Source organism: Hoyosella levis, from assembly GCF_026008515.1.
GTDB classification, from domain to species: domain Bacteria; phylum Actinomycetota; class Actinomycetes; order Mycobacteriales; family Mycobacteriaceae; genus Lolliginicoccus; species Lolliginicoccus levis.
The window spans coordinates 60,196-72,121 of sequence record NZ_BQYM01000005.1; the positions used below are offsets into that span (position 1 = coordinate 60,196).

Consider the following 11,926-nt stretch of genomic DNA (forward strand, 5'->3'; position numbering starts at 1 on the left):
CTGTCCCAGCGGACCGCCCGGCAGGAATTGCTGCCGTTATGCAACCAATACCCGCGGGATACGGGGGCGACACTGATGTTCAACGAACGACGCGGCACGACCACCACGGTGGCCCCGCCGGTGGCGGGCGCTGCCGGATTCCTCCCGGCCTGCGAGGGGCTGCGCGCCGCCGCCGCGCTGGGCGTGCTCGTCACTCACGTGGCTTTCCAGACCGGGTCGGTCACTGACACGATCATGGGCAGGACCTGGGGCCGCTTCGATCTCGCCGTGGCCGTGTTCTTCGCCCTTTCCGGCTTCCTGCTGTGGCGCCCGCACGCCCGCTCGGCCCGGGCCGCCGGCGCGACGGCGGGCAGCACGGCCCGCTACCTGCGGCACCGCATCGTCCGGATCATGCCCGCATACCTCGTTGTGGTGATCGCGGTGCTGGTGCTGCTGCCCGAGGCGCATGGCGCCTCGTTGCAAACCTGGCTCGGCAACCTCGCCCTGGTCCAGGTATTCGTCCCCTACAGCCTCACCAGTGGCCTGACCCAGATGTGGAGCTTGTCGGTAGAGATGGCCTTCTACCTGCTCCTGCCGCTGCTGGCATGGGTGCTGTGGCGCTTGCGGGGCCCCGCCGCGCGGTGGCGCGTCCCGGTCATTGCCGCAGCAGCTCTGCTGAGCCTGGCCTGGGGATTCCTGCCTATCCCCACCGCCGATGGGGTGCACCACGACAACTGGCTGCCCGGCTACCTGGCGTGGTTCGCGGCAGGCATGATCCTCGCCGAGCAGGCAATGCGTCCCCCTGCCTGGGCGGTGCGGCTGGCCAGGGCCCCCGGGCTCATGCTGGCGGTCGCGGCGATCGCGTTCATCGTTGCCGCGTCCCCGCTCGCCGGCCCGCCTGGCCTCGTGGATCTCGTCGCCCACGAGTACGCCGCCAAGATCGTCGCCGGTGCGATCCTTGGCTACGCCCTCCTCGCGCCGATCGTGCTGGGCGTGCCTGGCCGGGCGCACCCCATCCTCGCGCACCCGGTCGCCCTGACGCTGGGCCGATGGTCCTACGCGCTGTTCCTGTGGCACGTCGCGGTGCTGATGGTCGTCTTCCCCATCCTTGGCGTGCCGCCCTTCTCCGGCTACATGCTGGTCGTGCTACTGCTCACCGTGGCCATCAGCGTCCCCATCGCCTCGATCAGCTTCGCGCTCGTGGAGGAGCCGTCCCGCCGGGCGCTGCATGCCTGGGAAGAGCGGCGCTACCGGCCACGGCCCGGTGGCCAGGCGGCAATGACCACGGCTGCCACCGCCACGAGCGCTAGCGCCTGAGTCGATGCATCATCGCCCAGATAGCCGCTCGGAGACCGCCAGGGCCCCGTCGACAGGACCGCGGCGGAGAGGGCCATCGCCGTGCCTGCCCCGATCGAGAGGGCCCGGCTGGACGTCGCCGAGCCCCACCGGCGCGCCATCGCCCACGATGACGCCGCGACCAGTGCGTACAGCCCGGCTCCGGGCAGCCCAGCGATGAAGAATGTCGCGGCCAGGCCACCGAGCATCGCGAGGCGCCGTGATCGCCACGCCCTCGACGGCGGGATGCCTTGGCCCTTGCCCTCGCGGCGCAGCAGCAGCACGCCCCCGAGCGGTACCAGCAGCGCGAGCCCACCGAACAGGGCGAGGCGGTAGCCGGAATCCAGCGGGTACGACAGCGTCACCGCGCCCGTGGTTCCTGCTGGCACCAGCCAGCCCTGCTGCCACCCGTTGACCGTCACCGGGACTAGTTCCGCGCCGTCCGGGCCGTGCGCCACCCAGCCGCTGTTGCGGCTCTCCGGCACAACGAGCAGTTCGTCGGACGCAGCCTCCACCTCAACGACCCGGCGAGCAGGGGACCATTCCCGGGCCTCGGCCGACGTGGCCGATCCGCTGCCGCCACCCGCTTCCGCTGAGCTCTCCAGGCGTGCTCCATCGACGTGCAGCAGCTCGCCCGGATCCACGGTCACCGTGCTCGTCCCGGGCCCGAGCCGCACGGCAGGGGAGCCGCACGGGATCGCCTCCACCACGGTCCCGGCCCGCGCCTCGGCCTCCGTCATGCTCACCGAGAACTGCAAGGTCTCCTCGCCCACCTCGAGGCGCGGCCCGTCCTCACAATCGATCTCGATGATGCGCGGCGCATCGTCGCGTGCCCCGATCAGGCCGTCGCTGCTGAGCACGGCGATATCGGCGATACCAGGCGGCACGGTGCTCGACAATCCGAACGGCTCGCTGGTGCGGGTCTCGCGCCAGTCAAGGATCGTCACTTCCACCGATTCGGTCATGGCCGCGGGAACGGGGATGGATACCGTGCCGTTCTCCTGCTGCTCCTCGGTGAGCCGCAGCGTGGTTGTGGATTCTCCGGTGTCCACCCGCAGAACCGTCGGCTTCGCGGGCACGTCCGCGCGCGGCAACGTCACCTCCACACGCTCCACCCGGTGCTCCCCGGGTAGCTCCACAGTTACCGAGGGCAGCTCGCGCGCGGCAACGCTGGAGGTGGCTGGCGCGTACCACACCGTCCTCGGATCCCCATCCGCCGCGGCGAACGCATTGCCCCGGGTGTCGCCGATGCTGCTGGGCCCCACGCCACGCGGTGACTCCTCCCCGGCGAGCAGTTCCTCGAGGCGCCCGCTCTGGCGCGACCGGACAAAAACACGCGCGCTCGTGCTGGTCTCCTCGTCCGCGGTGATGCGCCGCGCCAGCACTCCCGGCTCCTCTGCGGAGCGTCCCAGCGAGGGCAGGCAGATCGCCTGCACGGGCCCATCTAGGCAGGGCCGCCGCTCCGGATGCTCCTGTCCGAGATCCCACGCCGTGACCGTGGCCCCGGCCGGCGCGGGGGGCACCTCCAGGACCCGCCCGATCTCGAGCTGGCGTCCCTCCGCGCTCACCGAGAGATCCGCGATGCCGAACTGCCCGCCGAGGGAGCCATCCTCCGTGGACCGCGCGGTGATGCGTGCCCAGCTCGTCGCGCCGAGCGGCAGCGCCGCCACTACTTCTTCCCCAGCCTCGGGCACCAGCACGGTGGACGAGCCGTTCTCCGTTCTGACCTCGAGAAAGCGGACCTCTGCCCCCGCAGCGGCAGCGCTGGTGGTGATGCGCAGCACGGCCTGCTCGATCGGTTCATCGAAATCGAGCTGCAGCCACTGTCCCACCGCTGCCTCGCCACTATTGGACAGCCAGGCCGTTGCCTCGTTGCCGTCCACGGCCGCCGCGGGGCCTGATCCTGGCTGCACAGTGCCGATCTGCGTCGCATCACCGGCCGAGGAGGACACCGTGATCCCCGGCCCGATCGGCACGGCGCGGACGAGTGGCTCATCGGTGGCGTAGTCAGCGACCCTGTTGCGAGTGCGGCGCGGATCATCAGGGCCCAACGCGTGCGAGCGCTGGTGATCCACCCGGCCGAAATCGGCCTCCCGGGCCACGGGCGTGTCCGTCACGGTGATGGGCCCCACGGGCAGGCCCGCCTCCAGGGCATCCCGCGAGAGCACGTGCGGCATCGCCTCGCCTGGATGGGCGCGCTCGTGGAGGCGCAGCAGCACCTCCGGGCCGCCCTGCACGAGGGGAACGTCCTCGGCCGCCATGGTGAACACCCCGGCCGGGAAGCTGGGGTCGGCCACGACCTCGAAGATCTCGATAGCAGGGAACCGCGGACGGGTGCCCGCGCTCGGCACCTCGATCGACCAATCGTCGTTCTCGGCATCGGACTCGGGCTGCCGGGGACCGACCAGGCCCCCGAACGCCTCCGCTCGCACCAGGCCCGGGGATCCCAGCAGCGTCTGGCGGGCGATCGCTGGCGACACCGACTGGCCGGTCACGGGGTCGATATCGTTGCGCAGCACCACATGCCGGATGCCCTGGGCCGCCAGCATCGAGGCCAGCCCGGGGGACGGCTGCCCCGCGACGAGCAGGCGCTGGACGGAATCGAGCATGCGGATGCCACCGGGCGGGATCAGCGGCACGATGTCGCGGCTGCCCCAGGGCGTGGTGGCCAGCGGTTGCAGCGGCTCGTCCCGCGTCAGGCCCCACACCTGCGAGCCGAAGGGCGCGGCCGGGACCACCAGCGCGCGCGAGGGGAGGCCTGTCTCCTCGCCCTCGGAGTTGCTGGCGAGCCACTGCGCCGTCTGCGCCCAATAGTCCGGGATCCCCCCGTGCGCCCCGCGCGGCGCGAGCTTTCCCGTCCACACCAGCGAGGTCGCGACCGCCACGGCAAGCACGACCGCGGTGGCCACCGCCATGCTCGGCGTGCGCTCCGGATGGGCGATCGCCCTGCGCCACTCCGGCCTGGCCACCGCGCCCGGTAGCGGCGCCCGCGCGAGCAGCGCTGCCAGCCCGACCGCGAGAGGCAAGCGGATCAGGGGCTCCAGCTTGTGCACATTGCGCATCGGTGCGCCCGCGCCATCGAGGAACGTGCGCGCCAGATCGCTGATCGGCGACCCCCATCCGCCCGCGTACCCCACACCGATGCCCACCAGCCCCACGGCGAGCACCAGAACCAGTCGCCCACGGGCGGGGGAGCGCAGCGCCAGCCCCGCCAGGCCAGCCGCCGCGACAAGCCCCGTGGCGAGCACCGACACGGGCTGGGTGACCAGTATCGCCCCGGCCATGCGATCCGGGGAGATGAACGGCGTCCAGCTACCAGTGCCCCGCAGGACCTCCACCAGCGATGTCCATCGCGTTGTTGTCCCTGCTGACTCGATGTAGTCAAGGAATGGCGGGCTCACCGAGCCCAGCATGAGCAGCGGCACCACCCACCATGCGGTCGCCACGATGCCCAGGGGCACCCACCAGGCCGTGAAGCGCCACCACCGGCGGTCCGGGCGATGCGCGAGCCACCACACCACCGCCACCGCCGCGCCGAACGCCGTGGCCACCGCATTGATCGCGCCCATGCAGGCCACCGCGAACGCTGACGCCGCCGCCAGTTGCCACAACGGGCGACGCGATCGACCATCGAGCGCGAGGATCACCGGGAGCAGCACCCAGGGAGCGAGCATCATCGGCGTCGTCTCCGAGGAGATCGCCCCGATCGTCGTCAGGACACGCGGCGAGCACGCGTAGGCGGCCGCGGCGATGATCCGGGAGGGACGGGTGCCGATGCCCAGGGCCTCGGTGACCCGGACAATGCCCCAGAACCCGGCGGTGAACAGGATCGCCCACCACACGCGCTGCGCCACCCACGCCGGAACCCCCAGCGCATCCGTGGCGGCGAAGAACGCGCCCTGCGGGAAGAAGTACCCATAGGCCTGGTTCTGGGTCTGCCCGAACGGGGCAAGGCTCGACCACAAGTGGCTCGCGCGATCCAGGAAGCCGATCGGGTCCACAACAAGATCGAGCTTGGTGTCCGCGACCAGCAGGCCCGGCGCCTGCAGCAAGCTCGTGACAAGCGCGACGACGGCAACGACAAGCAGTCCCCATCGCGAGAGCGGGCGCGACGCGCGGGGTACCGCGTCCTCAGCGACGGTGGGCGCGGGATCGGATCCGGCTGCCAAGAACTGCGCGGCGGCTTAGCGGCTGCCGTACTCGGGCTGGTTGAGCAATGCAGTTTGCGCCTGCTCGGACTGATCCACCTCTGGGCGGGTGTTCTGCTCCAGCAGGCCGGTGCCCACGACGACCAGCGCGAACGCCAGAGCGGTACCAGCCAGCGCGGCGATCGCCCCGGGGACGAGGAACTTCATGGAAACACTCCTAGGATCGGGCGCGCGGTGCAGTCCGCAACAGGATAGCGGTCCTGGACGCGTTCCCGCACGCTACACGCCATCCAGCATGTCCGAAGGCACGCCCAGCGCCCCGAGCAGGGTCCGCAGCTTCGCGCTCGTCTCCTCGAGCTCCGCGCGCGGATCCGAGCCCGCGACGATGCCTCCGCCGGCGAACGCGCGCGCCCGGCCCCCGCGCACCTCCGCGCAGCGGATCGACACCATCCACTCCCCGTCGCCCCGCGCATCGCACCAACCGACCGCACCGGCATAGAAGCCCCGGCTGCCCTCGGAATCCCGGATCGCCGCGAGCGCGGCCTCATGCGGAGCGCCACCCACCGCCGGGGTCGGGTGCACGTGGAGCGCCAGGTCCAGGGCCGAGACAGCCGGATCCCGCAACGTTCCCTCGATGCGCGTGCCGAGGTGCCACACCTGCGGCGTCGCGACGACCGAGGGGCGTGGTTCCACGCGCAGCCCAGTGCATAGCGGCGCGAGCCGCTCGCGCAGCCACTCCACCACGAATCCATGCTCGTGCGTGTTCTTCGCCGAGCTGGCCAGTTCCTCGGCCCGCTCGGCATCGATCACTGGGTCAGGGGAGCGGGGCGCGGTCCCTGCTAGCGGCCAGCACGACACCGACCGGCCCTCGCGGCGGACCAGGGACTCCGGGCTCGACCCCACCAGGAATGCGTCCGCCATGCCTGGACCGGCCGGGGAGAGGTCGGCGCAGAACCCGTTTCCCGCGTGATCGCGGGCGACCAGCGCGGCAAGCAACGCCTGCGGATCAATGCGCTCCGAGCATTCCACCTCCACCGACCGGGCCGCCACGACCTTCGCGAGCTCGCCCGCCTCGATCCGCGCCACCAATGCCGCGATCCGGCGCATGTGCTCGGCCGCGGAGGGCTGCTCGCGCGCGCCGACGATGGCGGGCAGCGGGGGAGCCGCGGCCGGGGGCAGCCACCTGCCATCCTGGACCGTGAACCTCGCCGGAATAGTCAGGGCGCAGCGCTCGGAAAGGTCGAAGGGCAGCGCGCCGACCACTGCTGGGGCGGAACCTTCCGCGAGCGCCCGCTGCGCGTCCCCCGGTCGATCGAACACGCCGAGCCTGCCCTCGCCGATCACGAACCGGTGGGGGCGGGACAGCACAAAAGCAGATCGATCCACCCCCGTGAGTATTCCTGGCCGGGCCGGCAACCCCCAGGGCGGGGGAGGCAAGTGCTCGCGCGAGCTAGCGCCAGCGCGGAGCGGCCGCGGCTAGCCCTCGCACGGCGGCACGATCAGCACCGGCCGGTGGCAATGCTTGAGCACCTGGTCGGCGACGCTGCTATGCAGCAATGCCTTGATGCCCGTGGCGCCCCGCGTGCCCGTCACGATGATGCTCACGTCATATTCCTCGGCCGCATCGACGATGGCCGCCCACACCGTGGTCACGGTCTCGATGCAGTGCCCCTCGCAGCGCAGCCCGGCCTCGCCCGCGAGCCGGGTGCCTTCCTCGTTGACGACGCGCGCGTCCGCGAGCGCGGCATCCTCGGCCTCGGTATCCGGGACCCAGCCAGGCTGCATGACTCCGCTCAGGCCGGAGATGCGCGCAGCCTGCCGGGAGAGTGGCTCCCAGGCGGTGACGATGATCGCGCGGCTCGCGCTGAGGAAGTGGCCCGCGTGCCGGATGGCGCGCTTGGCATTGTCCGAGCCGTCGTAGGCGATGAGGACGAGATCCGAAGCCCCCGATGCCATGATTGCCTCCCGGAACGATCAGTCTCGGTGGTCCTGGCCACAAGCCTACTCCGCTCCCTCCGCCATCGCGGCGATCTTGTCCGACGGGTTGCTCGCCGGAGCATGGCTGGACGTGTCGGCGCGAGCTGCAGCCCGGGGTGAGTAGGATCCTGCACAGTCGACGAAGGGATGGGCGCGATGCTCACGCAAACCCGGACCGCGGCGCGGCTCGCCGCGCTGCTGCTGGCAGCGACCACGGCAACAGGGCTCGTGGCCTGCACCAGCGGCGACAACTCCGGCAACGGGGGAGCGGGCACCAGCGAAACGCTGTCCACTGTGACCTCCCCGGTCGCGCACACGCCCGCCCAGGGAACCGGATCCCTCGGACTGCCCTGCGGCGAGCAGGAGTTCCTGTCCCGGTTCACCACGCGCCAGAAGCTCGCCCAGATGCTCAATGTTGGCGTCACCGGCGAGGCTGATGCCCGCAGGGTCATCGAGCAGGAGCAGATCGGCGGGTTCTTCGTCACCAGCTGGGCCGATCCCAGCTTCCTCGCCAGCGGTCGCGTCGCCGCCGTGGCGGCGGAGTCCGAGGTGCCCGTGATGGTCACCATCGACGAGGAAGGCGGACGGGTCAGCCGCGCCAAGCACGTCATCGGCGCATCCCCCTCGGCGCGCGAGCTCGCCCGCACCCGCAGTGCCGAGGAAGTGTACGAGATCGCCCGGCAACGCGGCACCGCGCTGCGCGAGCTCGGCATCACCGTGGACTTCGCGCCCGTGGTCGACATCACCGACCAGCCTGACAACGAGGTCATCGGAGACCGCTCGTTCGGTAGCACCCCCGAAGCGGTCACCGAGTACGCCGGTGCCTACGCGCGCGGCCTTCGCGACGCCGGGGTGCTGCCCGTGCTCAAGCACTTCCCTGGGCATGGGCGCGCCACCGGAGACTCGCACGTCGAGGGCGTGACCACCCCGCCCCTGCCGGAACTGCTTGGCCATGACCTCGTCCCGTTCCGCTCCCTCATCGATACCGGGGCCGCAGTGATGGTCGGGCACCTCACCGTCCCCGGGCTCACCGAACCGGGCACTCCCGCGAGCCTCAGCCCCGCGACGATGTCGCTGCTGCGCAATGGCGTCGGCTATGGCGCCGCCCCATTCGACGGGCTGATCTTCACCGACGACCTCGGCAGCATGCGGGCGGTCACCGACTTGTATGACATCACCGAGGCCGCGCTGCGCTCGCTGCAGGCGGGTGCTGATATCGCCTTGTGGATCTCCACTGACCGCGTCACCGATGTGCTCGACCGGCTCGAGTCCGCGGTCGCGAGCGGCGAGCTGCCGATGAGCCAGGTCGATGCATCCGTGGTGAGGATCGGCAAGGCCAAGGGGCTCGTCGACTGCTGAGCCCGTGGGGCCGTAGCAGGGCCACCTCTCCGCGTGCCGGGGTCGCGCCGTTGTGCGCCGACCCGTAAACTTACCCGCGGGTAAGTTTCAACGGTGAGGGTAGTGATGGCTGGTCAATCCAAGCGATTGCCGCGGGCGATCCGCGAGCAGCAAATGCTGGACGCGGCCATAGACGTGTTCGCGATGCACGGTTACCACGGCGCCTCGATGAATGCCATCGCCGCCGAGGCAGAGATCTCCAAGCCCATGCTGTACCTCTACTACGGATCCAAGGACGAGCTGTTCGCCGCGTGCATCCGCCGCGAGGGCACCCGCTTCCTCGATGCCCTCACCGGGGCAGCCGATCCAAGCCTCACCCCGCGCGAGCAGCTCGAGCATGGCATCCGGGTCTTCCTCGGGTTCGTCAACGCCAACCGCAAGGCATGGCGCGTGCTCTACCGGCAGGCGATGTACCAGAACGAGTTCGCTGACCTGGTGCTGAGCAGTCGTGATCGCGCGGTGGAGCTGACCGCGCTGATCCTGCGCTCGAGCAGCAGGGACGAGCGCAGCAACGAGCAATACCGGGTCATGGCCACCGTGCTGATCGGCGCGGGGGAGGCGGTCGCGGACCTGATCGCCGATGGGACGGCCCAGCCCGAGGACGCGGTCACCTTGCTGACCGACCTTGCCTGGCGTGGCCTAGCGGGACGCAAGCCCGTTCACTAGCTCGTCCCGCGCTGGAGGCCGCGAAGCCACTCCCGCGCTGAGAAGCATCGCCTGTGCCACACCACTGAAAAGCACCAGCCCCAGAGGGAATCCCCTGGGGCTGGCGTCTTGCTAGGTGGCTGTCTACCGCGCCGTCACCGTGGCGGTGAGGTGCGTGTAGCCCTTCTTCGGGTGCCGCAGCGCGAGGTCCCAGCCGTTCGCGGTCTTGTCCGCGAAGACCTTGACCTTGGTGGGAAGCACCACGGGCTTGCCGAACCGGACGGTGTAGTCCACCGCGTCCGGGATACGGCCCTCGATGCTGCCGAGGGTTGCTGCCGCCGTCCACATGCCGTGCGCGATGACCGTCGGGAAGCCGAATGCCTTCGCGCCGACCTTCGAGAGGTGGATGGGGTTGCGGTCCCCGGATACCTCCGCGTAATGCGCGATCAGCGCCGGGGTCACCTTGACGCTGGTGGTGGGGAGGCCGCCATCCGCGCCCGGGGCGGTATCGGTGTGCTCCGACCGCGGCTCGTCGCTGAGGCTGGTCCGCTGCTTGCGCAGGAAAGTGCTTGCCTGCCGCCACACCAGCTCGCCCTCGACAGTGATCTCGGTGATCAGATCTACGAGGAGTCCGGCCCGGTGCTCCCGCAGGTCAGTGGCATGCACATCGATGGTGAGCACATCGCTGACGGCGATGGGCTTGATCTGTTCGATGCTGTTGGCCATGTGCACCATGCCCATGGCGGGCAGCGGGAAGTCCTTGGCCACGAGCAGGCTCATCACCGCGGGGAAGCTGAGCACGAACGGGTACGTCACCGGCACTGTGTTGCGCAGGCGCAGCCCGCACACCTGGTTGTAGGCCGCGAGGTTGTCGATGTCGATGCGGACGTTCTCGTTGCGCAGCACACGGTCCGGCAGGCTCGTTGCCTTGGCGCCAGGCAGCGGCAGCATGCCCGCCACGGCCTTGGCGTAGTTGCCGAGCATGCTCTGCTTGTCGAGTACCTCGATGTTGGTTGGCTTGCCCATCAGGCACCCAGCAGGCTCTGGCCGCACACGCGGACGGTGTTGCCGGTGACCGCGCTGGAGGCAGGGCTGGCGAAGAACGCGATCGTCTCGGCGACGTCCACGGTCTGGCCACCCTGGAGCAGCGAGTTGAGGCGACGGCCGACCTCGCGGGTGGCGAGCGGGATCGCGGCGGTCATCTGGGTCTCGATGAAGCCCGGGGCGACCGCGTTGATGGTGATGGACTTCTTCGCGAGCTCGGGAGCCTCGGCGTCGACCATGCCGATCACGCCGGCCTTGGAGGCGCCGTAGTTGGTCTGGCCGCGGTTGCCGGCGATGCCCGCGATGGACGAGACATCCACCACGCGGCCGCCTTCCTTGAGGCCACCGTTGGCGACGAGGCCCTCGGTGATGTTCTTCGGGGCAACGAGGTTGACGGCCATGACGGAGTTCCAGCGACCGTCGTCCATGTTGGCGAGCATCTTGTCGCGGGTGATGCCGGCGTTGTGGACGACGATGTCGAGGCCGCCGAAGCGCTGGGCGGTCTCGGCGATCTTCTCCGCGGCATTGCTCGCGGTGACGTCGAGGGCGAGGGCCACGCCCCCGATCTTGTTGGCGACGTCGGAGAGCGCGTCGCCGGCCTGCGGCACGTCGGCCACGATCACCTTGGCGCCGTCACGGCCCATGATCTCGGCGATGGTGGCGCCGATGCCACGTGCGGCACCGGTGACGAGCACGACCTTGCCGTCGAGCGGCTTGTCCCAGTCCGCGGGAGCCGAAGCGGACTTCTCGTCCACGCGGACAACCTGGCCATCGACATACGCCGACTTGGCGGACAGGAAGAACCGCAGCGGCGCGGCAAGGCCGGTGAAGTCGTTCTTGGCCTTCGGGGAGACGTACAGGAGGTTCGCGGTGGCGCCACGGCGCAGCTCCTTGGCGATGGAGCGGCTGAAGCCCTCCAGGGCGCGCTGGGCGATGCGCTCATCGGTCTTCTTCACCAGTTCCGGCGTGGTGCCGATGACCAGGATGCGGGCACAAGGCGCCATCTTGCGCATGAGCGGCTTGAAGAAGTCGTGGAGCTGCTTGAGGCCCTCGATGGTCGTGATGCCAGTGGCGTCGAAGACCAGGCCACCGAACTTATCGGTGGTGTCGTCGCCGAGCTCGTAGTCCGACAGCAGGTCCCGGATCGGCTCGACGAGACGGCCCTCGCCGCCAACGATGACGGGGCCGGGCAGCGCGGGCTCGCCAGCCTTGTAGCGGCGCAGCTCCTCCGGCTGCGGCAGGCCCATCTTGCCCGCCAGGAACGCGCCTGGGGCGGATGAGATCAGTGTGGAGTAAAGATCGGTGCTTCCCTTTTTGCCTGACACGTGTCACCTCTCGTGAGTGTTGTCACTCGTCGCAGTTTCGCTTGTCGCAGTTCGCTACCGCACGGGCATTCACCT

9 protein-coding genes are annotated in these 11,926 nt (G+C 70.2%); 3 read left to right on the forward strand and 6 right to left on the reverse strand.

The genetic code is table 11. The features are described from left to right. The first annotated feature begins 75 nt into the window (after window positions 1–75). Window positions 76–1,296 (forward strand): acyltransferase family protein, encoded by a 1,221-nt coding sequence (locus tag QC765_RS06980; protein WP_278313714.1) that lies wholly within the window; start codon window positions 76–78, stop codon window positions 1,294–1,296. On the opposite strand, the gene QC765_RS06985 is transcribed toward QC765_RS06980, so the two are convergent. The 4 genes from QC765_RS06985 to QC765_RS07000 form a co-directional block, all read right to left on the reverse strand. Then, the gene (locus QC765_RS06985) at window positions 1,227–5,483 is read right to left on the reverse strand and encodes an alpha-(1->3)-arabinofuranosyltransferase (protein WP_278313715.1); all 4,257 of its coding nucleotides are present in this window, start codon (window positions 5,481–5,483) and stop codon (window positions 1,227–1,229) included. The genes QC765_RS06980 and QC765_RS06985 overlap by 70 nt on opposite strands. A gap of 15 nt (window positions 5,484–5,498) precedes the next feature. Next, window positions 5,499–5,669: a DUF2613 domain-containing protein gene (locus QC765_RS06990; RefSeq protein ID WP_278313716.1), complete on the reverse strand. Its 171-nt coding sequence runs from the start codon at window positions 5,667–5,669 to the stop codon at window positions 5,499–5,501. A 72-nt stretch (window positions 5,670–5,741) separates the two neighbouring features. After that, a complete protein-coding gene (locus QC765_RS06995; protein WP_278313717.1) occupies window positions 5,742–6,848 on the reverse strand; it encodes an isochorismate synthase in 1,107 nt (368 codons plus the stop codon). Between the two features lie 90 nt (window positions 6,849–6,938). Beyond that, window positions 6,939–7,418 (reverse strand): universal stress protein, encoded by a 480-nt coding sequence (locus QC765_RS07000; protein WP_278313718.1) that lies wholly within the window; start codon window positions 7,416–7,418, stop codon window positions 6,939–6,941. Between the two features lie 177 nt (window positions 7,419–7,595). Between QC765_RS07000 and QC765_RS07005 the strand changes: the two genes are divergently transcribed. Further along, window positions 7,596–8,798: a glycoside hydrolase family 3 N-terminal domain-containing protein gene (locus QC765_RS07005; protein WP_278313719.1), complete on the forward strand. Its 1,203-nt coding sequence runs from the start codon at window positions 7,596–7,598 to the stop codon at window positions 8,796–8,798. A gap of 105 nt (window positions 8,799–8,903) precedes the next feature. Continuing rightward, on the forward strand, window positions 8,904–9,503 hold the full coding sequence (locus QC765_RS07010; protein ID WP_278313720.1) for a TetR/AcrR family transcriptional regulator: 600 nt from the start codon (window positions 8,904–8,906) through the stop codon (window positions 9,501–9,503). A 123-nt stretch (window positions 9,504–9,626) separates the two neighbouring features. Here QC765_RS07010 and QC765_RS07015 read toward each other — a convergent pair whose 3' ends face one another. Next, complete coding sequence (locus QC765_RS07015; RefSeq protein WP_278313721.1) at window positions 9,627–10,508, reverse strand: MaoC family dehydratase; 882 nt, start codon at window positions 10,506–10,508, stop codon at window positions 9,627–9,629. Further along, window positions 10,508–11,851 (reverse strand): 3-oxoacyl-ACP reductase, encoded by a 1,344-nt coding sequence (locus QC765_RS07020; RefSeq protein ID WP_278313722.1) that lies wholly within the window; start codon window positions 11,849–11,851, stop codon window positions 10,508–10,510. Before QC765_RS07020 ends, QC765_RS07015 begins: the two co-directional genes overlap by 1 nt. Between the last annotated feature and the right edge of the window lie 75 nt (window positions 11,852–11,926).